Consider the following 21,830-nt stretch of genomic DNA (forward strand, 5'->3'; position numbering starts at 1 on the left):
TGCGCTGACAGCATGGCACGCGCGCGTCACGCAGGCACCGGCGCGGTGTTGACGGCGTGGCAGGCGACGCCGTCAATCAGTTCCGGGGTCTCCTTGCGACAGAGATCGAACGCCAGCGGGCAGCGTGGATTGAAGGCGCAGCCGGAGGGCGGGTTGATCGGGTTCGGAATCTCGCCTTTCACCGGAATGCGCTGGCGGCCTGACATCGCGAGATCTGGCACGGCGCCCAGCAGCATCCTGGTGTAGGGCATGCGCGGACGGGCGAACAGTTCGCGGCCCTCCGCGATCTCGACGATGCGGCCGAGATACATCACGCCGACGCGGCTCGCCATGTGGCGGACCACGGCGAGGTTGTGGCTGATGAACATGTAGGTCAGGCCGAACTTGTCCTGGAGGTCGCGCATCAGGTTCAGGATCTGCGCCTGCACGGAGACGTCGAGCGCCGAGGTCGGCTCGTCGCAGACGATGAACTCGGCATCGGAGGCGAGCGCCCGGGCGATCGCGATGCGCTGGCGCTGGCCGCCGGAGAATTCGTGCGGAAACTTCAGCCGGTCGTCGGGATGCAGGCCGACGAGGCTGAGCAGCTCGCCGACGCGCCCCTGGATGTCGCGCTCGCCCTGGATCAGGTCGAAAGCGCGGATCGGCTCGGAGATGATGGCATCGACCCGGAAGCGCGGGTTCAGGCTCGCATAGGGGTCCTGGAAGATCATCTGGATGCGGCGGCGCAGCTTCCGGCGCGCCGGCGCCTGCCGCGGATCGGTCATCGAGACGCCGTCGATCAGCACGTCGCCGGAGCTTGGCGGCAACAGGCCGACGACCATCCGAGCCACCGTGGTCTTGCCCGAACCGGACTCGCCGACCAGCGCAAAGGTCTCGCCCTTCCTGATGTCGAAGGTGACGCCGTCCACGGCCTTGAGATATTCGAGATGACCGCCCTCGAGCACGCGGTTGAGCCAGGGCTTGGAGACGTCGAAGACGCGGCGCAGATTTGTGGCCTGGACGAAAGGAGCGCTCATGCCGCGCTCTCCGCCGGCACGTTGTCGTAGAGGTGGCAGGCGACCGATTGCGCGCCGCGCGGCAGCGGCTCCGGCCGCTCAACCCGACAGCGATCGAACGCGAAGGCGCAGCGCGGATTGAACGAGCAGCCGCGCGGGATCGCCGACAGGCGCGGCATGGAGCCGGGGATCTGCACCAGGCGCTTGTCGTCCCCGGCAAGCGTCGGGATCGCGCCCATCAGGCCCTTGGCGTAAGGATGCAGCGGATTCCTGACGATGTCCTGCACCGGGCCGATCTCGGCGACGCGGCCGGCATACATCACCGCGACCCGGTCGGAGGTTTCCGCGATCACGCCCATGTCGTGGGTCACCAGCATCACGGCGGTGCCGTGGTCGCGCCCGAGCCGCTTGATCAGCGAGATGATCTGCGCCTGCACGGAGACGTCGAGCGCGGTGGTCGGCTCGTCCGCGATGATCAGCTCGGGCTCGGCGCAGATCGCCAGTGCAATCACCACGCGCTGGCGCATGCCGCCGGAGAATTCGTGGGGATAGCCGTCGATGCGCTTTTCCGGAGCGGGAATGCCGACTTCGGCGAGCAGGTCGATGGCGCGGCGGCGAGCGGCCGTCTCGGAGAGATTGAGGTGGGTCCGGATCGTCTCCACGATCTGGTCGCCGACCTTGTACAACGGATTGAGCGAGGTGAGGGGATCCTGGAAGATCATGCCGATCCGCTTGCCGCGGACACGGCGCATCTCCTCGGGCGGCAGGTTGTCGATCCGCATTCCTGCGAGACGAATCTCGCCACCGGCGATGCGGCCGGGGGGATCGATCAGGCCGATCACCGCGAGGCCGGTGACGGATTTGCCGGCGCCGGATTCGCCGACCACGCCGAGCACCTCGCCCTTGGCGATGTCGAAAGAGACGTCGTCGATCGCGCGCAGCGTGCCGCGGCGGGAGGCGAACTCGACCCGAAGATTGCGCACGGAGAGGACGGGTTCGGTCATGGGTGACGCATACTCATCGAAGTCTTGCTCATCGGAGTTTCGGGTTGAGCGCGTCGCGCAGCCAGTCGCCGAGCAGGTTGATCGACAGGATCAGTGCGGCGAGCGCGAGGCCGGGGAAGGCGACGATCCACCATTCGCCCGCGAACAGATAATTGTTACCGATGCGGATCAGCGTACCGAGCGACGGCATCGTGTCGGGCAGGCCGACGCCGAGGAAGGACAGCGTCGCCTCGGTGATGATGGCGAGCGCGAGGTTGATGGTGGCGATGACCAGGATCGGTCCCATCGTGTTCGGCAGCACGTGCCGCATCATGATCTTGGGTGCGGGCAGGCCGATCAGCTGCGCTGCGGCCACGTAATCCTTGTTCTTCTCGACCATCACGGAACCGCGCACCGTCCGGGCATATCCCACCCAGAAACTCAGGCCGATCGAGATCACGAGAACCACCAGCATGCTGTTGGCATCCAGCCGGTTACCGAGGATCGATTTCGCGATGCCATTGACCAGCAGGGCGATCAGGATGGCGGGGAAGGTGAGCTGCACGTCGGCGATCCGCATGATCACGCCGTCGACCGCGCCCCCGAAATAGCCGGCGATCAGGCCGAGCGCGATTCCGAGGGCGCCGGCGAAGATCACGCCGGCCACGCCGACGGCGAGCGAGATGCGCAAGCCATACAGGATGGCGGAGAACACGTCGCGGCCCTGCTCGTCGGTGCCGAGCAGGAACGGGCTCTGGCCGTCAGCGGTCCACAACGGTGAGATCCGCGAGTTCATCAATTGCAGCTGCGCCGGATCGAACGGGTTCTGCACCGCGAGCACGGATGCAAAGATCGCGAGCAGGAAGAACAGCACGGTAATGGCCGCCGCCACCATGGTCAGCTTGGAGCGGCGGAACGAATAGAAGACGTCGCTGTCGAACGCGCGGCTGAGCCAGCTGCGGGCAGCATGCTTCTGCAACGCGCTCTGCTTGTCGGAATTGGAGGCGACTGCGTCGGACATGGAGGCTGCCTTATGCGGCGCGACCGATGGTCGAGCGCAGGCGCGGATCGACCACGGTGTAGAGGATGTCCACCACCAGATTGATGGTGACGAAAATCAGGGAGACCATCAGCAGGTAGGCGGCCATGATCGGGATATCGACGTTTTGCACGGCCTGCACGAACAGAAGTCCCATGCCCGGCCATTGGAACACGGTTTCGGTGATGATCGAAAATGCAATAACCGAGCCAAATTGCAGCCCGGCCACCGTGATCACGGGAATGAGCGTGTTCTTCAGCGCGTGGCCGAAATGGATGGCGCGGGTGGTCAGGCCGCGGGCGCGAGCGAAGCGAATATAGTCGGTCCGCAGCACTTCCAGCATCTCCGCGCGCACCAGCCGCATGATCAGGGTCATCTGGAACAGGCCGAGTGTGATTGAGGGCATGATCAGCGCCTTCAGGCCCGACAGCGTCAGCAGCCCCGTCGTCCACCAGCCGAGCTTGACCACCTCGCCGCGGCCGAACGAGGGCAACCAGCCCAATGTCACCGCGAACAGGTAGATCAGGAGAATGCCGATCAGGAAAGTCGGCAACGAGATGCCGATCAGCGAAACCGCCTGGAATAATTTGGCGAGCACGGTGTCGCGCTTGAGCGCCGAATAGACGCCCATCAGGATGCCGAACACCATTGCAAATACGGTCGCGCAGATCGCAAGTTCCAGTGTCGCGGGCATGCGCTCCATCAAGAGCGTCGAGACCGGCTGGCGGAATTGATATGAGACGCCGAATTTGAACTGCGCGGCATTGCCGAAATAGCGCACGAATTGCAGCGGCACGGGATCATCGAGGCCGAGCGATTTGCGCACGACTTCGCGTTCGGCCGCGGACGTATCGATCGAGACGATCTGGTTGACGGGGTCGCCGGCGAAGCGGAACATCGAGAACGCGATGATGCCGACGGCGAACATGACGCCGATGGCCTGGACGGCGCGGCGAAGAGTGAAAGCGAGCATGCCTTCCACTATCCTTGGGTATGCGTTTGGTTGACGTCTTTGTCAGCCGGAAAAGGAGAGGTCCCGGAAGCCTGCGCTGCCGGGACCTCGTGTTCAATCGACGCTATTCCTTCTTGGTCGCCCAGTGGAACATGACCAGATTGTCGGCGCGCTGCGGCAGGTTGACCTTTTTCGATACGCCCCAGGCCAGCGCCTGCTGGTGCAGCGGGATGTAGGACCAGTCCTTGTTGCCGATTTCGTAGGCCTGCTTGATCAGCTGGTTGCGCTTGCCGGTGTCGGTTTCGACCAGCACCTTGTCGGTGATGGCGTCGAACTCCTTGTTGCAGTAGCCGCCGAGATTGGCCTCGCCCCGCGAGGATTTTGCATCGTCGCGGCAGCCCATGATGTCATAGAGCACGTTATGGGAGTCCATCGTGCTCGGCGTCCAGCCCAGTAGATAGAACGAGGTCTGGTAGCCGCCTTGCTTCAACACCTTGGCGAAGTATTGCGCCTTCGGTTGCGCCAGCAGATTGATCTTGACGCCGATGCGGGCGAGCATTCCGACGACGGCCTGGCAGATCGCGGCGTCGTTGACGTAACGATCGTTCGGGCAATCCATGGTGACCTCGAAGCCATCGGGGTAGCCGGCCTCGGTCAGCAGCTTCTTGGCGCCATCAGGGTCGAATTTCGGCCGCTTAAATTCCTTGGACAGCAGGAAAAGTTCCGGAGCGATCATCAGCGCCGACGGCGTCGACAGCCCGCGCATGACGCGCGTCTTGATCAGCTCGATGTCAATCGCCTTGTAGAAGGCCTCGCGGACACGAACGTCCTTGAACGGGTTCTTGCCCTTGATGTTGGAGTAGAGCAACTCATCGCGCATCTGATCGAAACCGATGAAGATGGTGCGCAGCTCCGGCCCCTTCAGCACCTGGGCATTCGGGCTGGAATCGACGCGGGAGATGTCCTGGATCGGCACCGGCTCGATGACATCGACTTCGCCCGACAGCAGCGCGGCGACGCGGGTGGCATCGGAGGCGATCGGGGTGAAGATGATCTCCTTCAGGTTACCTTCGACCTTGCCCCAGTAATTGGGATTGGCCTTGAACACCGTCTTCACGCCGGGCTGATGGCTTTCGATGGTGAAGGGACCGGTGCCGTTCTCGTGGAGCGAGGCATAGCTCGGCGTGGTCGCCGCCACCGGCGTCGGATCGACGACGTTGTTCTCCTCGGCCCATTTCTTGTCCATGATGTACCAGACGTCCCACGCATTATGCAGGATGGGATTGGGCGAGGGCAGGACGAAATCGACGGTGTAGTCGTCGACCTTGACGACCTTGACGTCGGGCGCAAGGCGGGTCTGCATATTGGACCCCTTCTTGCGGACGCGATCGGCGGAGAACACCACGTCGTCGGCGGTGAAGGGGTCGCCGTTGTGGAACTTCACGCCCTTGCGCAAGTGGAAGCGCCAGCGGGTCGGCTCCGGAGTTTCCCAGCTCTCCGCCAGCGCCGGGATGATCTTGAGGTCCTTGTCGCGCGCGGTGAGGCCTTGATAGACGTGACCGAGATGGGCGTGAGTGGTGCTCTCGTTGAGGGTATAGGGATCGAGCGACTTCAGGTCACCCTGGTTGGCATAGCGCAGCGTCTGGCTCCATGCCGGTGACACCGTCAACGCAAGGACACTGGCAAACGTTGCCGCAAACAGACGACGACCGACTGACATTCTTGACCCCTCTCCACTCTGCCGCGCCGTGATTTTTGATTGTTCGGCGGGCGATCCAATCCATGTTGCCCAGAGTTCTCGACCCGTGCAAGCGGCATTCCAGCAAGGAACGCGCCAAGTTGCGCCGCTGTGCAGCAATGCTGACCGACAATCCGGGGGCGCGGGGCGGATTTTGATTGACCATATCTGCCGATCGCGGAAGCCGGTGCCTGGCCGCCCGCCTCAGGTCGCTTGCGTTGCACACCGTCTCGCGGCGATACTGCGGCAGGCCGCTCAAATCTCATCTGGAGGGGACATGAAAGTTAACATCGAAATCGACTGCACCCCCCTTGAAGCCCGCCAGTTCTTCGGCCTGCCCGACGTGATGCCGATGCAGACCGCCGTGATGGACAAGTTGCAGCAGCAGATGATGTCCAACATCGAGAAGGTCTCGCCGGAATCGCTGATCCAGAGCTGGTTCACCTTCGATCCGAAGATCGCGGAGCGGTTTCAGGACATGTTCGTCACCATGGCCGGTCTCGGCAGCCCGCGCAGCGGCGACAAGAAGAAGTAATGTCGCCCGGGCCGGACGGGCCGAAGGCGTCAAGCCGGCTTCGTCCGCCGAGCCTCGGTCTGTTGCTTGCCGAGGCTCGCGGCCTGTTCGAATTCAATGCCAGCGTGATGCTGTCGCCGCTCCTGATGCGCGCGCCCAGGGGCGACGGCCATCCGGTGCTGGCTCTGCCGGGCTTTCTCGCCAGCGATCTCTCCATGATGCCGATGCGGCGCTATCTCAGCGAGCTCGGCTATGAGGCGCATGCCTGGCGGATGGGCCGCAATCTCGGTGGGCTGGGGCGGATGAGGGAAGCCTTGCGCGCACGCCTTGCCGAAATTCACGCCACGAGCGGACGCAAGGTCAGCCTGGTCGGATGGAGTCTCGGCGGCGTCTATGCCCGCGATCTTGCGCTCCAGGCGCCCGAGATGGTCCGCTACGTCGTTACGCTCGGCAGCCCGTTTGCCAACGATGTGCGGGCGACCAATGCCACGCGGCTCTACGAAGCGTTGTCCGGCGAGCGTGTCGAGGATTTTGCGGAAGCGCGCGAGGCGATCGCCGGCGACCTGCCGGTGCCGGCGACGTCGATCTATTCGCGTGCCGACGGTGTCGTGAACTGGCGAACCTGTCTGCTCCGTCCCTCCGATCGCTCCGAGAATATCGAGGTGCACCTGGCGAGCCATATCGGGCTCGGGGTGAACCCCGCGGCCCTGTGGGCCGTGGCGGACCGTCTGGCGCAGCCGGAGGGCGAATTCTGGCCTTTTGACCGGACAGGGCCGTTTGCCATTGCATATGCCCCGCCGGAACAGGCAGTATCGGCCTGACGAGAAGCGCCGGCAAAGGCGCCCGTCAAAATTAGCGGAGGGAACTATGGCTGACGGTAAGAAACTGTCGTCGCTGGACGCATCATTTCTTTATCTGGAAACGCCGGAAATGCCGATGCATGTCGGCAGCATGGCGATCTTTCGCCTGCCTGAGGACTACAAGGGCGACTTCTTCGAAGACTTCAAGGCGATGATCGTCTCGCGCCTGCACATCGCGCCGATCCTGAAGGCGCGGCTCGAGAAGGCGCCGCTCGATATCGATCATCCGTCCTGGGTCGAGGACGACCAGTTCGACATCGATCGCCACATCTTCCGCGCCAGCCTGCCGCAGCCGCGCGACCGCGCCACGCTCGAGCGCATCGTCGGCTGGATGCACGCCAAGCTCCTGAACCGCGCCCGGCCGCTCTGGGAGTTCTACGTCTTCGAGGGCATGAAGGACAACGAGGTCGGGCTCTATTCCAAGATGCACCACGCCGCCATCGACGGCGGCGCGGGCGCAGCCCTGACCAACATGATCTACGACATCTCGCCGATCCCCCGGAAGGTCGATCCGCCGACGAGGGGAGCCAAGCCCGGACAGGAGCCGCGCGACATCGCCGCGAACCTGGTCGATTCCTATCAGCAGCTCTTCACCCAGCCGCTCGACGCCTCGGCGGCCGCGAAGAACCTACAACTGCCGCGCACCGGCAAGAGCGACATCGGCTCGATCCTGTTCGACAATGCGATGTACCAGATCGAAAGCGCCGTGCGTTTCGCCGGCAACATTCCGACCATGGTCAAGAGCGTCTCCGACGTGCTCGGCAAGATTTCCGATCCGAAATCCCGGGAAAGCCTCGCCAGCATGGTGTCGCCGCCGACCATGCTGAACAAGACGATCTCCTCGGAACGCAGCTTTGCCGGCGTCTCGATCTCGCTGTCGCGTTCGAAGGCGCTCGCCAAGCAGGCCGGCGGCAAGCTCAACGACGTGGTGCTGGCGCTCGCCTCCGGCGTGGTCCGGCGTTACCTCCAGCAATATGGCACGCTGCCGGCGAAATCGCTGACCGCCGCCGTGCCGATCTCGTTGCGCGAGGAAGGCAACACCGAGGCCAACAACCAGGTGTTCGGCATGATCTGCTCGATCGCGACCAATGTCGACGATCCCAAGGCGCGGCTGGAGGCGATCATCGCGCAGTCGACCAAGTCCAAGGAGATGTCGCATCCGTTGCGGGCCCTGATGCCGCAGATTTCCAACATCTCGATGCTGGGCGCGCCGATGATGGTGCAGGTTCTGGCGTTGCTCTACAGTCGCTCGAACCTGTCGGATGTGTTGCCGCCGGCGGCCAACATCACGGTGTCCAACGTGCCGGGGCCGCGGCAGACGCTCTATGCCGCCGGTGCCGAGCTGCTGCACATCTTCCCGGTATCGATCTCGACGCACGGGCAGGCGCTCAACATCACCGTGCAGAGCTATCGCGACCAGCTCGATTTCGGCTTCATCGTCGGCGCCAACATCATTCCGCACGTGCAGGTGATGTGCGACATGCTGCCGGAGGAGTTTGCCGCGCTCGAAGCGGCCTACGCGCCGCCGGCGGCCGACATCAAGGGCGCCGCAGAGTAGGAATATTGCGATGATTGAAATGCCACCGCTCAAGTTCGTGCAGACGAACGGAATCCGCATGGGCTACTACGAGGCGGGCCCGGTCAGCGACAAGCCGCCGGTGGTGCTGTGCCACGGCTGGCCCGAGCTCGCCTTCTCCTGGCGTCACCAGATCAAGGCGCTGAGCGAGGCCGGCATCCGGGTGATCGCGCCGGACCAGCGTGGCTACGGTGCAACCGACCGGCCCGAGCCGGTCGAGGCCTACGACATCGAGCACCTGACCGGCGACCTCGTCGGGCTCCTCGATCATCTGAATATCGACAAGGCGATCTTCGTCGGTCACGACTGGGGCGGTTTCATCGTCTGGCAGATGCCGTTGCGGCACCTCGAGCGGGTCGCGGGGGTGGTCGGCATCAACACGCCTCATACCAACCGGGCCTGGGCCGATCCGATCGAGCTCCTGCGCACGCGTTTCGGGGACAAGATGTACATCGTGCAATTCCAGGATCCCGCGCGCGAGCCCGACAGGATATTTGGCGATCGTGTCGAGCAAACCTTCGATGCCTTCATGCGCAAGCCGGCGCCGCGCCCGCCCGACGCGCCGGCAGAGGAAGTGGTTGCCGGCGTCGGCGCGTCGCCGCGGGTCAATCTGGCGTTTCCGCAAATGATCGCGGCCTATGACGCGAAGCACGATCCGCGCACGCCGATCCTGTCGCCGGAAGAGAAGAAGGTGTTCGTCGACAACTTCACCCGGACCGGCTTTACCGGCGGCATCAACTGGTATCGCAACATGTCGCGCAACTGGACGCGCGCCGAAGGACTCGATCATACGGTACGCGTGCCGTCGCTGATGATCATGGCCGAGAACGACGCGGTGTTGCCGCCTTCTTCCGCCGATGGCATGGACAAGCTGATTCCAGATCTCGAAAAATATCTGGTCCGCGACAGCGGCCATTGGACGCAGCAGGAGAAGCCGGAAGAGGTCAGCGCCAAGCTGATCGAATGGCGTAGAAAGCGGTTTGGGTGACGACGCAGTCGTCGATGTAAATGAGACGTCATTCCGGGGCGCCCGAAGGGCGAGCCCGGAATCTCGAGATTCCGGGTTCAATGCTGCGCATTGCCCCGGAATGACGCGGTCAGGGGGAAACGCACGTCAATGTCATCCAAGAACCGACTGGACCCGATCCCGCATCCGCCGACCAAGCCGGTGGTCGGCAACATGCTGTCGCTGGACTCGGCCGCGCCGGTGCAGCACCTGACGCGGCTTGCCAAGGAGCTGGGCCCGATCTTCTGGCTCGACATGATGGGCTCGCCGATCGTCGTCGTCTCCGGCCACGATCTGGTCGACGAGCTCTCCGACGAGAAGCGTTTCGACAAGACGGTGCGCGGCGCGTTGCGGCGCGTGCGCGCGGTCGGCGGCGACGGGCTGTTCACGGCGGACACCAGGGAGCCGAACTGGAGCAAGGCGCACAACATCCTGCTCCAGCCGTTCGGCAACCGCGCCATGCAGTCCTATCACCCGAGCATGGTCGATATCGCCGAGCAGCTCGTCAACAAATGGGAGCGGCTCAACGCCGACGACGAGATCGACGTCGTCCACGACATGACGGCCTTGACGCTGGACACGATCGGCCTGTGCGGCTTCGAGTACCGCTTCAATTCCTTCTACCGGCGCGACTACCATCCCTTCGTCGAGTCGCTGGTGCGCTCGCTCGAAACCATCATGATGACGCGCGGTCTGCCGCTCGAGCAGTTTTGGATGCAGAAGCGGCGCAAGACGCTGGCCGAAGACGTCGCCTTCATGAACAAGATGGTCGACGAGATCATCGCCGAGCGCCGCAAGAGCGCGGAAGGGATCGACGACAAGAAGGACATGCTCGCCGCGATGATGACCGGCGTCGACCGCTCGACCGGCGAGCAGCTCGACGATGTCAACATCCGCTACCAGATCAACACCTTCCTGATCGCGGGCCACGAGACCACCAGCGGCCTGCTGTCCTACACGCTCTATGCGTTGCTCAAGCACCCGGACATTCTCAAGAAGGCCTATGACGAGGTCGACCGCGTCTTCGGCCCTGACGTCAACGCAAAGCCGACCTACCAGCAGGTCACGCAGCTCACCTACATCACGCAGATCCTGAAAGAGGCGCTGCGGCTGTGGCCGCCGGCACCCGCCTACGGCATCTCGCCGCTGAACGACGAGACCATCGGCGGCGGCAAGTACAGGCTCCGGAGGGGCACCTTCACCACCATCCTCGTGACCGCGCTGCATCGCGATCCCTCGGTCTGGGGGCCGAATCCGGATGCCTTCGATCCCGAGAATTTCAGCCGCGAGGCTGAGGCAAAACGGCCGATCAATGCCTGGAAGCCGTTCGGCAACGGCCAGCGCGCCTGCATCGGCCGCGGTTTCGCCATGCACGAGGCTGCGCTCGCGCTCGGCATGATCCTGCAGCGGTTCAAGCTGATCGACCACCAGCGCTACCAGATGCATCTGAAGGAAACGCTGACGATGAAGCCGGAAGGCTTCAAGATCAAGGTGCGTCCGCGCGCCGATCGCGAGCGCGGGGCCTATGGCGGACCCATCGCGGCCGCGGTTTCGGCACCAAGGGCACCGCGCCAGCCGACGGCGCGGCCCGGCCACAACACGCCGATGCTGGTGCTCTACGGCTCCAATCTCGGCACCGCCGAGGAGCTCGCGACGCGCATGGCCGATCTCGCCGAGATCAACGGCTTTGCCGTGCATCTCGGGCCGCTCGACGATTACGTCGGCAAGCTGCCGCAGGAGGGTGGCGTGCTGATCATCTGCGCCTCCTATAACGGGGCGCCGCCCGACAATGCGACGCAGTTCGTCAAATGGCTCGGCGACGACTTGCCGAAGAATGCCTTTGCCAATGTGCGCTACGCCGTGTTCGGCTGCGGCAACAGCGACTGGGCCGCGACCTATCAATCGGTGCCGCGCTTCATCGACGAGCAATTGTCGGCGCATGGTGCACGCGCGGTTTTTCCGCGCGGGGAGGGCGATGCGCGCAGCGATCTCGACGGCCAGTTCCAGAAGTGGTTCCCGGCGGCCGCCCAGGTCGCGACCAAGGAATTCGGCATCGACTGGAATTTCACCCGCACGGCTGAGGACGACCCGCTCTACGCGATCGAGCCGGTGGCGGTAACCGCCGTCAACACCATCGTCGCCCAGGGCGGCGCTGTCGCGATGAAGGTTCTGGTGAACGACGAACTCCAGAACAAGACCGGTTCCAATCCGTCGGAGCGTTCGACGCGTCACATCGAGGTGCAGCTGCCGTCCAACATCACGTACCGCGTTGGCGATCATCTGAGTGTGGTCCCGCGCAACGACCCGACGCTGGTGGATTCGGTTGCCCGCCGTTTCGGCTTCCTGCCGGCCGACCAGATCAAGCTTCAGGTCACCGAGGGCCGCCGCGCGCAATTGCCGGTCGGCGCCGCCGTGTCGGTCGGCCGCCTGCTGAGCGAATTCGTCGAGCTGCAGCAAGTGGCGACGCGCAAGCAGATCCAGATCATGGCCGAGCACACCCGCTGCCCCGTCACCAAACCGAAGCTGCTCGCTTTCGTCGGCGAGGAGGCCGAGCCGCTCGAGCGTTACCGCACCGAGATCCTGGCCAGGCGAAAATCGGTGTTCGACATGCTGCTCGAACACCCGGCCTGCGAATTGCCGTTCCACGTCTATCTGGAGATGCTCTCGCTGCTGGCGCCGCGTTATTATTCGATCTCATCCTCGCCGTCGGTCGATCCGGCGCGTTGCAGCGTCACCGTCGGCGTGGTCGAGGGGCCGGCCGCTTCCGGCCGCGGCACCTACAAGGGCATCTGCTCTAACTATCTCGCCAACCGGCGCGCGGGCGATGCGATCTACGCCACCGTGCGCGAGACCAAGGCCGGCTTCCGGCTCCCGGATGAGTCCTCCGTGCCGATCATCATGATCGGCCCGGGCACCGGACTTGCACCATTCCGCGGCTTCCTCCAGGAGCGCGCCGCGCGCAAGGCGAAGGGCGCCGCTCTCGGTCCGGCCATGTTGTTCTTCGGCTGCCGCCATCCCGACCAGGATTTTCTCTACGCCGACGAGCTGAAGGGGCTGGCGGCGAGCGGCATCACCGAGCTTTTCACCGCGTTCTCGCGTGCGGACGGACCGAAAACCTATGTGCAGCACCTGCTTGCCGCGCAGAAGGACAGGGTCTGGCAGCTGATCGAGCAGGGCGCGATCATCTATGTCTGCGGCGACGGCGGCAAGATGGAGCCCGACGTGAAGGCCGCGCTCGTCGCGATCCATCGCGAGAAGAGCGGCAGCGATGCAGCCACAGCTGCGCGCTGGATCGAGGAGATGGGCACGAACAACCGCTATGTGCTGGACGTCTGGGCGGGTGGATAAAGCGAGATGGTAGGGTGGGTTAGCTAGCGAAGCGTAACCCACCACTTGTGTCCACGCGGAAAGTAAAGAGGTGGGTTAGGCCTTCGGCTAACCCACCCTACGAATTGCGATCGTGCTAAACGTCACGCATGATTCCCTGGGAAAAGATCGATACCGCCAAGATCCCCGGCTCCGACGAGGAACTCCGCCTGATGCGGCGAGGCAAGGAGTTCTCCATCAAGCTCGGCACCAACGAGCTGATGAACAACCGCCTGTCGGGCTCCGAGGCCGCACTCGCGACGCTCGCGGCCAAGCAGATCGAGAAGGTCGCAAAGCCCGTCGTTCTCATCGGCGGCCTCGGCATGGGCTTTACGTTGCGTGCGGCGCTCGCGGTGCTCGGGAGCAAGGCGAAGATCGTGGTCTCCGAGCTCGTGCCGGCGGTGGTCAGCTGGGCGCGCGGCCCGATGGCGGAGGTCTTCGGCGACAGCCTCGACGATCCCAGGGTGAGCATCCGGGAGACCGATGTTGGCGAAATCATCCGGACGCAACGGTCGGCCTTCGACGCCATTCTCCTCGACGTCGACAACGGGCCGGAGGGGCTGACCCGGAAGGGCAATGACGCACTCTACAATGCGAGCGGATTGAAGTCCGCGAAGGTGGCGCTGCGTCCGGGCGGCGTGCTCGCGGTCTGGTCGTCCGGACCCAACCCCGCCTTCACCAAGCGCCTCGGCAGCGCCGGCTTCGATGTCAACGAAGTCAACGTTCGCGCCACCGGAAGAGGCGGTGGCGCGCGCCATGTGATCTGGATGGCGAGGAAGAACTAGGCCGCTTGCACCGCCGGTTCTATCCGTCAGAACATCGTGTTGTTGTTCGCGGGATTTTCGGGGATGGGCTGAACGGCGTCCCAGTGCTCGACGATCTTGCCGTTCTCCAGCTTGAAGATGTCGACGATCGCGTTGCCTCTCGTGCCGGGCTCGCGAACCGCGTGAACGTGCAGGATGACGTAGTCGCCATCCACGAAGCTGCGCTTGATGTCGCTGTGCGAGTTCGGAAACTTCTCGCGCAGGAAGCCGATGAACTTCCGGAAGCCTTCCGGACCGTCGGCCGCATTGGGATTGTGCTGGACGTAGCGGTCGCCGACATAGGCGAGGGCCGCATCGGCGTCCTTCTGATTGAGCCCCTTCTCGTAGAAGGCAAGCACGGTTTTGCGATTGGCTTCTTCTTGCGCGCTGGCGGCAATCGCGGCGGCGCTTGCGAGGGACAGCATGAGAGCTGAAGCGACGACCATTGCGGCCGAGCGGACGATGAGATGCATGTGAGCTCCGAGAGGCCGTAGCCCCTGTCTTGCGATTGAGGGAGGCCTGTATAGCTTTCGTGCCGGCTTGCGTTAAGAGAGTAACCGGCAGCTCACATGGTTACCGTCGGGAGACCGGACGCGCCGGCTTACGCCGCCTGCGCCGCCGCGCCATGCGCGTGCTTGTCGATGGCGCCGATGATCTCCGGCCAGAAGCGCATCGGCAGGGCATGGCCCATGCCGTCGATCATCAACAGCTTCGCGCCCGGAATTGAGTCTGCCGTGTCCTTGCCGCCCTCGGGACGGACCAGGGGATCGACGGTGCCGTGGATCACCAGCGTCGGCGTCCTCACGCCGCGCAGCCGTTCCTTGCGGCTGCCGGAGGCGAGCACGGCGCGGAGCTGTCGGCCGACGCCGGCCGGATTGAGCCCGCGCGCGAACACGCGCTCGGCACGATCAGGATCGAGCGCTTCCTCTTCCGGAAAGGAGCCGGCGCGCAGCACCTTCCAGGTCTGGCCGAAGCGGACCATGAACTCCTCCTTGCTCTGCGGCGGCGGCGCCATCAGCATGGCAGAGGCCTCGCGTGTCGGCGGCGGCACGCGCGGATTGCCTGTCGTCGACATGATCGAGGTGAGCGAGCGCACGCGCTCGGGAAACGACAGCGTCACCTCCTGCGCGATCATGCCGCCCATGGAAGCCCCCACCAGATGCGCCGACTTGATGCCAAGCGCATCCATCAGGCCGACCGTGTCCTTTGCCATGTCGATCAGCTTGTAGGTTGCGGCCACGGGAATTTTGAGGAAGCGCAGCTTCAAGAGCTCGAGCGGCGTCAGCCGCTTGCCGCCCGTCAGATGGCTCGACTTGCCGATGTCGCGATTGTCGAAGCGGATCACGCGAAAACCGTGCACGGCGAGCTGCTCGCAGAACGCATCGTCCCAATGGATCATCTGCGCCCCGAGCCCCATGATCAGCAGCAGCGGCTCTGCATTGTCGTTGCCGAAGATCTCGTAGCAGATGTCGATGCCATTGGCGCGGATGGTCTGGGGCGGCTGATGGGCGGTCACGGATGCGTTCCCTCTCTGCTGGTCAATGCTGTATCGCACGGTTTCCCGCCGCAATGAAAGTCGTGTGCGCGACATCGAGCCGCCGCTTGCCGGTTGACCGGCACCTTGCAACGGTGTGGTATGGCAAAAAAAGAAGGGCATCGCAGCTCTCGATACCAGGAGGAAGCCGATGACCGACAAGATCAACGACCCCGTCGCCATGTGGCAGAAGATGGTTGGCGAGATGGAAAAGGGGTTCAACTCCTTCGCCAATCAGGCCATGTCGTCACCCGAGTTTTCACAGGCCATGAATCGGGCCGGCGGCGTTGCTGCAGGTGCTCAGAAGCAGCTCGGTGAGCTCATGGAAAAATATCTGGTCTCCATGAACCTGCCGAGCCGCGAGCAGGTCACCGGCCTTGCCGAGCGGTTGCAAGCCATCGAAGGCCAGATCGGTGAGATCAAGTGGATGCTGAGCCAGATGGCGGCAGGTTCCGGCGTATCTCAGGGCTTCGATACGGCATTGCGACCGCCGCGCACCAAGCGCCCGCCGTCCGAGGGAGAGCAGACATGAATGCTGCCCCCGCACTAGATTTCGCATCGATCCCGGATCGCATCCAGTCCGAGGTGCAGCGCGCCATCCAGCGCAGCATCAAGGGCGTCGAATATTTCTCGACGTCGGGCCCTTCGCTCGGCTCGACGCCGAAGGATGTGCTGCATTCGCGCGGCACCATGAGCCTTTATCACTACCGGCCGATGTCGGACGAGATCTACCGCGTGCCGGTCTTGATCGTGATGGCGACCACCAATCGCGGCTACATCCTCGATCTCGTGCCTGGCCAGAGCTTCATCGAATTCCTGCTCAAGCGCGGTTACGACGTCTACATGCTGGACTGGAGCGCGCCGCGGCCGGAGGAGAAGAGCCTGCGCATGGAGGACTATGTCCTCGACTTCATCCCGGACTGCGTCCGACGCGTACAGCAGGATTCCGGCGAGCAGGACGTCTCCGTGATCGGCTATTGCTTCGGGGGCGTCCTGTCGTTGCTCTACGGCTCGATCTTCAAGGACGGGCCGATGAAGAATTTGATCTGCTTCACCACGCCGATCGACTTCCGCGAGATGAAGCTGTTCTCGAATTTCTCCGACCGCCGCTATTTCGACGTCGACCGTCTCGTCGACAGCGTCGGCAACGTGCCGCCGGAGATGATCTTGTCGTCGTTCGAGATGCTTCGCCCGGCTTCGCGCACGGTGAGCCAGATCCAGCTTTGGGAAAACATCTGGAACGACGAGTTCGTGAAGTCGTACCGCATGTTTGACCGCTGGGCGACTGACACGCTGCCCCTTGCGGGCGAGTATTTCCGCGCCATCACCAAGGACCTGATGTGGGACAACAAGCTGTTCAACGACAACATGTCGGTGGGTGGCCGCGCGGCGAAGCTCGAAAACATCAAGGTGCCTATCCTGCATGCGGTCGCCGAGCACGATCACATCGTGCCGTATGACGCCGCGAAATATCTGATCGCGAAGATCGGATCCGACGACAAGGAAGAGGTGATGCTGAAGGGCGGTCACGTCTCGCTCGTCGCCGGTGCCAACGCTGTGAAACGGCTGTGGCCGAAACTGGACTCCTGGCTGGGGAAGAGATCGACATGAGCGAGCAGCGTTCCTATCCGCGTCACGTCAAGACCGATGCCGGCGATATTGAGATCCGCCTGATGTCGCCCGCGGACGAAGCCGCGGTGCTTGCCTTCGGCAAGGGCCTGCCGACCCACGATCTGTTGTTCCTGCCGCGCAATATCAGCGAGCCGAAGGTGCTGTCGGCCTGGGTCAAGGAGATCGAGCGTGGCGCGATCACGAGCCTGCTCGCGGTCAGAGGCGGCACGGTCGTCGGCTGCGGCACGCTGGTGCGCGATCCGCATTCCTGGTCGCCCCATGTCGGCGAGATCCGCATGGTGGTCTCGGTCGACGTGCGCGGAAAGGGGGTAGGGCGGGCGCTGTCTCAGGAGACCTTCGCGCTCGCGCTTGGTGCCGGCCTGGAAAAGCTCTCGGTCCAGATGACGGTGGATCAGCAGGCGGCGATTGCCCTGTTCGAGAGCCTCGGCTTCAAGGCCGAGGCGCTGCTGCGGGACCATGTCCGGGATGTCGACGGCAAGACCCACGACATCGTCGTGCTCGGCCACAACGTCGCGCAGGTCCAGGCGCAGATGGAGGCTTACGGCTTGCCAGGCGCCGTCCAGCACTAGAAAGCGCCACCCAGCACTAGAGCCGCCGCCCCGAGCTGCGGCCAGGACCCTTCCTGACCAGGGAGGCACCATGTTGCCTTCGGTTAAGGCTGTTCACGATTTCGTGATATCGCAGTGCAATACGAATATTGCATCGCACAATTAACTATGCCATATAAGCCGTGCCCCGGGCCAATGAGGACGGGGTGAGCCCATAGCTCAAACCAATGAGGATGGAGAGAACCCCATGACCACTGAAACCAACACCGCTTTCGAGGGCTTCAAGGACGCTTTCAAGAACATCCAGAACCTGGAAGTTCCCGAGGCCGCCCGCGAGTTCGTCAAGAAGTCTGCCAACACCGCCAAGGACCGTGCTGCCGAGGTGTTCGCTGGCTCCGAGCGCGTGACCGCCGCCGTCGAGAACGCGGTGACCGAGTCCGTCACCGAGGCCGGCAAGATCAGCCGCAACATCCAGCAGGCGATCTACGAGGACGCCGAGGCGTTCTTCTCGGGCATCGACAAGCTTGCCTCCGCCAAGTCGGTCAGCGAAGCCGTCGAGATCCAGTCGAGCCTGCTCCGCGCCCGCGGTGAAGTGTTCGTCTCGCGCGCCAAGGCGACCGCCGACTATTTCGGCAAGCTCGCCGCCAACGGCGCGAAGTCCGCTCAGGACAACTTCGCCAAGGTCTACAACAAGACCGCCTGATCTGGCGTCCTGCGACGACAAACTGAAATTTGAGGCCCGCTTCGGCGGGCCTTTGTTTTTGCACTGCCGTCATTGCGAGCCACCGGGTCCGCGCGAAGCGCGGCCCGATGACAGGCTCCGCGAAACAATCCAGAGTCTTTCCGCGGAGACAGACTGGATTGCTTCGCTTCGCTCGCAATGACGGGTACTGTGATCGAGTGATGACTCCCCCCGCCACCTTCTCCGTCGACACTCCCGGCGATACCGAACGCGCGGCTGAGCTGCGCCGCGTCAAGGCGCTGGCGACGCTGGTGCTGGTCGCGACGCTTGTCCTGTTCGTCGTGGCGAAATGGCTTGTGCCCGTGCATCCCGTGTTCGGCTTCGTCGCGGCCTTCGCGGAAGCTGCGACCATCGGAGGGCTGGCCGACTGGTACGCGGTGGTCGCGCTGTTCAAGCGGCCGCTCGGCCTGCCGATCCCGCACACCGCGATCATCCAGAGCAATCAGGCCCGCATCGCCGACAAGCTCGGCGAGTTCATCCAGGTGCATTTCCTCGAGGCCGGCCCGGTGGAGGCCAAGCTGAAGGAGATCGATTTCGGCTCTTTCGTCGCCGACTGGCTGCGCGACCGCAAGCGCAGCGATGATCTGGCGCGCTTTGCGCTGCGCCTTCTGCCGGAGGCCGTCTCCGCGACGGAAAGCTCGGGTCTGATGACCTTCATCATTCGCCGCATGTCCTCGCAGCTTCAGGCGATCGACCTTGCTCCGCTCGCCGCCGGCACGCTGCGCGGCTTCGTGGCGGAGGGGCGGCACCAGATCCTGTTCGACGATCTCCTGCGCGTGATGCACGAGACGCTGAACCAGAAGGAGACGATGGCGATGATCCGCGAGAAGGTGCGCGCGGAGTTGCCGACCCTGCTCAGGCTCTATCGCGCCGACAAGTTTCTGGTGAACAAGATCGTGTCGTCCGCCACCGCCTTCTTCAATGAAGTGCGCAGCGATCCCAAACATCCGTTCCGCGGCGAGTTCGACCGCATGGTGCTGAGTTTCGTCGACCGGCTCGGTACCGACCAGGCCTATATCGACCGTATCGACGGATTGAAGCGCGATCTGCTCGCCCGGCCCGAGCTCGCCGATCTCGCCCGCACGGTCTGGGCCAACACGCGCTCCTTCATCGAGCGTAGCGCGAGCGGCGAGACGCAGGTGCTTCAGCATCATCTCGCCGGCATGTTCGTCGCCGCGGGAGAAGCGCTCGCCGGCGATGCCGAATTGCGCGGCGAGATCAACAAGGGCCTGGTGGCGGTGCTGCGCAGCTTCGTCGCGGACCAGAAGAGCGGCGTCTCTACTTTCATCTCCGACCAGGTCAAGGCGTGGGACATGGCGCAGCTGATTTCGCTGATCGAAATCAACATCGGCCGTGACTTGCAATACATCCGCTTCAACGGTTCGCTGATCGGCGGGCTCGCAGGTCTCGCGCTCTACTCCGTAGAATTCCTGCTTCGATTGTTGTGACTTTTGCGTCACGGACGCTGGCATTCACCCGCGGGCCTATTGTCGCCTCGCGTTTCGCCCGCTTGAATGTCGGGAACCGGCCGCCTCGCTGATTCATGTTGCGCTGCGGAACATTCAAGAAGCCGGCGTATTGGAATTCATGCCCATCTGCCGGCATCGCTGCCGGCGCCTTCTCCAGGGGACCCATTGATGACCGCTACTGCCCAGACGCTGCGTCCGCCGTCCCGTACTCTGATGTTCCTGGAAGGGCGCGCGATCCACGAGTTCGGCGCATTCCTCGGCGCGCTGCCGCTGCTGAGCCTCGCGCCGCGTGGCGACGGGCATCCGGTGCTGGTGTTGCCGGGCCTCGTGGCCTCCGACGCGTCCACCCGCGCGCTGCGCACGTTTCTGACCAGCAAGGGCTACGCGGTGAGCGGCTGGCGCCAGGGCCGCAACTACGGCCTGCGCGACGGCGTCCAGCATGCGATGGTCGACCTGGTCCATGAGCTCAGCGACACGCATGGCCGCAAGATCAGCCTGGTCGGCTGGAGCCTCGGCGGCCTTTATGCGCGCCAGCTCGCCAAGATGATGCCCGAGCGCGTGCGCCAGGTGATCACGCTCGGCAGCCCCTTCGCGGGCGATCCCCGTTCGACCAATGCCTGGCGCGTGTATGAGTGGGCGAGCGGGCGGAAGTCCGACGAGGTCGATCCCGAGTTCGGAGGCGAACTTGCGGTCGCGCCGCCGGTGCCGACCACCGCCATCTTCAGCCGCACGGATGGCGTTTGCGCCTGGCAGGGCTGTATGGAGAAGTCGGGCGCCGAGACCGAGAGCATCGAAATCGAGAGCAGCCATTGCGGCATGGGTCATCATCCCGCAGCGGTCTATGCGGTCGCCGACCGCCTCGCGCAGAAGGAAGGCCAGTGGCGGCCGTTCGACCGCAGCGGCTGGCGCAGCATGGTCTATCCCGATCCGCACAGGTAGTTTCTTCGCCTCTCCCCGCGTGCGGGGAGAGGCCGAAATCTGCGATAGCAAATTCGGGTGAGGGGGACTCTCCGCGAGTCCAATTCTCACCGACCTTGCGGAGACTCCCCCCTCATCCCGACCTTCTCCCCGCAAGCGGGGAGAAGGAGGAAAGGCATTGTCGCTCCCGTCCATTGTCGCGCCCGCACCAAACGCGCTATGCCTCGGGCATGGCGCACCCGCTCTCCCGCATCATCGATCAGCTCAAGCGCGAGCCGTCCCGCACCGGCTCCATCGTCATCACCGTGTTCGGCGATGCCATCGTGCCGCGTGGCGGCTCGGTGTGGCTCGGCACGCTGCTGGAATTCTTCGATAGCCTGGACATCGACAGCGGCGTGGTGCGTACCGCGATGTCGCGGCTCGCCGCCGATGGCTGGCTGACACGCGAAAAGGTCGGCCGCAACAGTTTCTATCGGCTGGCCGACAAGGGTAGCCAGACATTTGAAGCTGCCACGCGGCACATCTACGATCCGCCGCCATCCGATTGGACCGGGCGCTTCGAACTGCTCCTGATCGGCAATGGTGAAGATCGCGACGCCGCGCGCGAGGCGCTCCGCAATGCTGGCTTCGGCAGTCCGCTGCCGGGCGTCTGGGTCGCGCCATCAGGCGTGCCGGTGCCGGACGAGGCCGCAGCTGCCATCCGTCTCGAAGTCTCGGCCGAGGATGACAGTGGTCGCCGCCTGCTCAGCGCGAGCTGGCCGCTGAAGCGCACTGCGGATGCCTATCTGAAATTCATGAAGACCTTCGAGCCGCTTCGCGCCGCAATCGACCGCGGTACGGATCTGTCCGACGCCGACGCCTTCACCGCGCGCATTCTCCTGATCCACCATTATCGTCGCGTCGTCCTGCGCGATCCACTGCTGCCCGAAGGCCTGCTGCCCGCGGACTGGCCGGGCAGGGCGGCTCGCGAGCTCTGCGGCGAGATCTATCGCGCGCTGCTTGCCCCATCCGAACAATGGCTTGATAGCCATGGAACCAATGAGAAAGGCGCGCTGCCGCCGGCCCGGAAGCTTCTGGAAAGGAGATTTGAGGCCTGATCTATATGTTACAGAAATATCTTGCATGACGTAATTTTTGTTATATATTGCCTCCCAA

The 21,830-nt window shown here is 63.9% G+C and carries 20 protein-coding genes; 13 read left to right on the forward strand and 7 right to left on the reverse strand.

The genetic code is table 11. The features are described 5' to 3' along the window. Positions 1-26 precede the first annotated feature (26 nt). From NLM25_RS13975 to NLM25_RS13995, 5 genes are all read right to left on the reverse strand, one after another. A complete protein-coding gene (locus tag NLM25_RS13975) occupies positions 27-1,016 on the reverse strand; it encodes an ABC transporter ATP-binding protein (protein WP_254117387.1) in 990 nt (329 codons plus the stop codon). Next, the gene (locus NLM25_RS13980) at positions 1,013-1,999 is read right to left on the reverse strand and encodes an ABC transporter ATP-binding protein (protein ID WP_254137310.1); all 987 of its coding nucleotides are present in this window, start codon (positions 1,997-1,999) and stop codon (positions 1,013-1,015) included. Before NLM25_RS13980 ends, NLM25_RS13975 begins: the two co-directional genes overlap by 4 nt. A 28-nt stretch (positions 2,000-2,027) precedes the next feature. Beyond that, positions 2,028-2,999, reverse strand: coding sequence for an ABC transporter permease (locus NLM25_RS13985; protein WP_254137311.1), 972 nt, complete (start codon positions 2,997-2,999; stop codon positions 2,028-2,030). A 10-nt stretch (positions 3,000-3,009) separates the two neighbouring features. Then, positions 3,010-3,990, reverse strand: coding sequence for an ABC transporter permease (locus tag NLM25_RS13990; RefSeq protein ID WP_254117390.1), 981 nt, complete (start codon positions 3,988-3,990; stop codon positions 3,010-3,012). Positions 3,991-4,093: 103 nt separating this feature from the next. After that, on the reverse strand, positions 4,094-5,689 hold the full coding sequence (locus NLM25_RS13995) for an ABC transporter substrate-binding protein (RefSeq protein ID WP_254117392.1): 1,596 nt from the start codon (positions 5,687-5,689) through the stop codon (positions 4,094-4,096). A gap of 295 nt (positions 5,690-5,984) precedes the next feature. On the opposite strand from NLM25_RS13995, the gene NLM25_RS14000 reads away from it, so the two are divergent. The 6 genes from NLM25_RS14000 to NLM25_RS14025 all read left to right on the forward strand — a co-directional run bounded on the left by NLM25_RS14000 (position 5,985) and on the right by NLM25_RS14025 (position 13,814). After that, positions 5,985-6,242, forward strand: coding sequence for a DUF6489 family protein (locus tag NLM25_RS14000; RefSeq protein ID WP_008139320.1), 258 nt, complete (start codon positions 5,985-5,987; stop codon positions 6,240-6,242). Beyond that, positions 6,242-7,042 (forward strand): triacylglycerol lipase, encoded by an 801-nt coding sequence (locus tag NLM25_RS14005; protein WP_254137312.1) that lies wholly within the window; start codon positions 6,242-6,244, stop codon positions 7,040-7,042. Before NLM25_RS14000 ends, NLM25_RS14005 begins: the two co-directional genes overlap by 1 nt. 46 nt (positions 7,043-7,088) lie before the next feature. Next, positions 7,089-8,639: a wax ester/triacylglycerol synthase family O-acyltransferase gene (locus NLM25_RS14010; RefSeq protein WP_254137313.1), complete on the forward strand. Its 1,551-nt coding sequence runs from the start codon at positions 7,089-7,091 to the stop codon at positions 8,637-8,639. Positions 8,640-8,649: 10 nt separating this feature from the next. Next, complete coding sequence (locus NLM25_RS14015) at positions 8,650-9,645, forward strand: alpha/beta fold hydrolase (protein WP_254137314.1); 996 nt, start codon at positions 8,650-8,652, stop codon at positions 9,643-9,645. Positions 9,646-9,774: 129 nt separating this feature from the next. Then, positions 9,775-13,011, forward strand: coding sequence for a bifunctional cytochrome P450/NADPH--P450 reductase (locus tag NLM25_RS14020; protein ID WP_254137315.1), 3,237 nt, complete (start codon positions 9,775-9,777; stop codon positions 13,009-13,011). A 128-nt stretch (positions 13,012-13,139) separates the two neighbouring features. After that, complete coding sequence (locus NLM25_RS14025; protein WP_254137316.1) at positions 13,140-13,814, forward strand: spermidine synthase; 675 nt, start codon at positions 13,140-13,142, stop codon at positions 13,812-13,814. A 26-nt stretch (positions 13,815-13,840) separates the two neighbouring features. Here NLM25_RS14025 and NLM25_RS14030 read toward each other — a convergent pair whose 3' ends face one another. Next, positions 13,841-14,305 carry a nuclear transport factor 2 family protein gene (locus NLM25_RS14030; RefSeq protein WP_254137317.1) on the reverse strand — a complete coding sequence of 155 codons (465 nt, stop codon included), beginning with the start codon at positions 14,303-14,305 and terminating at the stop codon, positions 13,841-13,843. A gap of 128 nt (positions 14,306-14,433) precedes the next feature. Further along, complete coding sequence (locus tag NLM25_RS14035; protein WP_254117405.1) at positions 14,434-15,348, reverse strand: alpha/beta fold hydrolase; 915 nt, start codon at positions 15,346-15,348, stop codon at positions 14,434-14,436. Positions 15,349-15,517: 169 nt separating this feature from the next. Between NLM25_RS14035 and NLM25_RS14040 the strand changes: the two genes are divergently transcribed. From NLM25_RS14040 to paaX, 7 genes are all read left to right on the forward strand, one after another. Beyond that, positions 15,518-15,898: a hypothetical protein gene (locus tag NLM25_RS14040; protein WP_254137318.1), complete on the forward strand. Its 381-nt coding sequence runs from the start codon at positions 15,518-15,520 to the stop codon at positions 15,896-15,898. Further along, the gene (locus tag NLM25_RS14045; RefSeq protein ID WP_254137319.1) at positions 15,895-16,977 is read left to right on the forward strand and encodes an alpha/beta fold hydrolase; all 1,083 of its coding nucleotides are present in this window, start codon (positions 15,895-15,897) and stop codon (positions 16,975-16,977) included. Before NLM25_RS14040 ends, NLM25_RS14045 begins: the two co-directional genes overlap by 4 nt. Beyond that, the gene (locus tag NLM25_RS14050) at positions 16,974-17,567 is read left to right on the forward strand and encodes a GNAT family N-acetyltransferase (protein WP_254117411.1); all 594 of its coding nucleotides are present in this window, start codon (positions 16,974-16,976) and stop codon (positions 17,565-17,567) included. The genes NLM25_RS14045 and NLM25_RS14050 overlap by 4 nt, the downstream gene beginning before the upstream one ends. A gap of 226 nt (positions 17,568-17,793) precedes the next feature. After that, positions 17,794-18,249 carry a phasin gene (locus NLM25_RS14055; RefSeq protein WP_254117412.1) on the forward strand — a complete coding sequence of 152 codons (456 nt, stop codon included), beginning with the start codon at positions 17,794-17,796 and terminating at the stop codon, positions 18,247-18,249. A gap of 200 nt (positions 18,250-18,449) precedes the next feature. Beyond that, positions 18,450-19,736 carry a DUF445 domain-containing protein gene (locus tag NLM25_RS14060; RefSeq protein ID WP_254137320.1) on the forward strand — a complete coding sequence of 429 codons (1,287 nt, stop codon included), beginning with the start codon at positions 18,450-18,452 and terminating at the stop codon, positions 19,734-19,736. A gap of 189 nt (positions 19,737-19,925) precedes the next feature. Beyond that, positions 19,926-20,696, forward strand: a complete 771-nt coding sequence (locus NLM25_RS14065) for an alpha/beta fold hydrolase (RefSeq protein WP_254117414.1) — start codon at positions 19,926-19,928, stop codon at positions 20,694-20,696. A gap of 209 nt (positions 20,697-20,905) precedes the next feature. Then, the gene (gene paaX / locus NLM25_RS14070) at positions 20,906-21,772 is read left to right on the forward strand and encodes a phenylacetic acid degradation operon negative regulatory protein PaaX (protein ID WP_254137321.1); all 867 of its coding nucleotides are present in this window, start codon (positions 20,906-20,908) and stop codon (positions 21,770-21,772) included. Positions 21,773-21,830 lie beyond the last annotated feature (58 nt).

It is taken from the genome of Bradyrhizobium sp. CCGB01 (genome assembly GCF_024199795.1).
GTDB lineage: Bacteria > Pseudomonadota > Alphaproteobacteria > Rhizobiales > Xanthobacteraceae > Bradyrhizobium.

Bases quoted from the DNA above. Each gene is read 5' to 3' on its own strand.
- NLM25_RS13975 (WP_254117387.1), bottom strand. From the start codon at position 1,016: ATGAGCGCTCCTTTCGTCCAGGCCACAAATCTGCGCCGCGTCTTCGAC.
- NLM25_RS13980 (WP_254137310.1), bottom strand. From the start codon at position 1,999: ATGACCGAACCCGTCCTCTCCGTGCGCAATCTTCGGGTCGAGTTCGCC.
- NLM25_RS13985 (WP_254137311.1), bottom strand. From the start codon at position 2,999: ATGTCCGACGCAGTCGCCTCCAATTCCGACAAGCAGAGCGCGTTGCAG.
- NLM25_RS13990 (WP_254117390.1), bottom strand. From the start codon at position 3,990: ATGCTCGCTTTCACTCTTCGCCGCGCCGTCCAGGCCATCGGCGTCATG.
- NLM25_RS13995 (WP_254117392.1), bottom strand. From the start codon at position 5,689: ATGTCAGTCGGTCGTCGTCTGTTTGCGGCAACGTTTGCCAGTGTCCTT.
- NLM25_RS14000 (WP_008139320.1), top strand. From the start codon at position 5,985: ATGAAAGTTAACATCGAAATCGACTGCACCCCCCTTGAAGCCCGCCAG.
- NLM25_RS14005 (WP_254137312.1), top strand. From the start codon at position 6,242: ATGTCGCCCGGGCCGGACGGGCCGAAGGCGTCAAGCCGGCTTCGTCCG.
- NLM25_RS14010 (WP_254137313.1), top strand. From the start codon at position 7,089: ATGGCTGACGGTAAGAAACTGTCGTCGCTGGACGCATCATTTCTTTAT.
- NLM25_RS14015 (WP_254137314.1), top strand. From the start codon at position 8,650: ATGATTGAAATGCCACCGCTCAAGTTCGTGCAGACGAACGGAATCCGC.
- NLM25_RS14020 (WP_254137315.1), top strand. From the start codon at position 9,775: ATGTCATCCAAGAACCGACTGGACCCGATCCCGCATCCGCCGACCAAG.
- NLM25_RS14025 (WP_254137316.1), top strand. From the start codon at position 13,140: ATGATTCCCTGGGAAAAGATCGATACCGCCAAGATCCCCGGCTCCGAC.
- NLM25_RS14030 (WP_254137317.1), bottom strand. From the start codon at position 14,305: ATGCATCTCATCGTCCGCTCGGCCGCAATGGTCGTCGCTTCAGCTCTC.
- NLM25_RS14040 (WP_254137318.1), top strand. From the start codon at position 15,518: ATGACCGACAAGATCAACGACCCCGTCGCCATGTGGCAGAAGATGGTT.
- NLM25_RS14045 (WP_254137319.1), top strand. From the start codon at position 15,895: ATGAATGCTGCCCCCGCACTAGATTTCGCATCGATCCCGGATCGCATC.
- NLM25_RS14050 (WP_254117411.1), top strand. From the start codon at position 16,974: ATGAGCGAGCAGCGTTCCTATCCGCGTCACGTCAAGACCGATGCCGGC.
- NLM25_RS14055 (WP_254117412.1), top strand. From the start codon at position 17,794: ATGACCACTGAAACCAACACCGCTTTCGAGGGCTTCAAGGACGCTTTC.
- NLM25_RS14060 (WP_254137320.1), top strand. From the start codon at position 18,450: ATGACTCCCCCCGCCACCTTCTCCGTCGACACTCCCGGCGATACCGAA.
- NLM25_RS14065 (WP_254117414.1), top strand. From the start codon at position 19,926: ATGACCGCTACTGCCCAGACGCTGCGTCCGCCGTCCCGTACTCTGATG.
- paaX (WP_254137321.1), top strand. From the start codon at position 20,906: ATGGCGCACCCGCTCTCCCGCATCATCGATCAGCTCAAGCGCGAGCCG.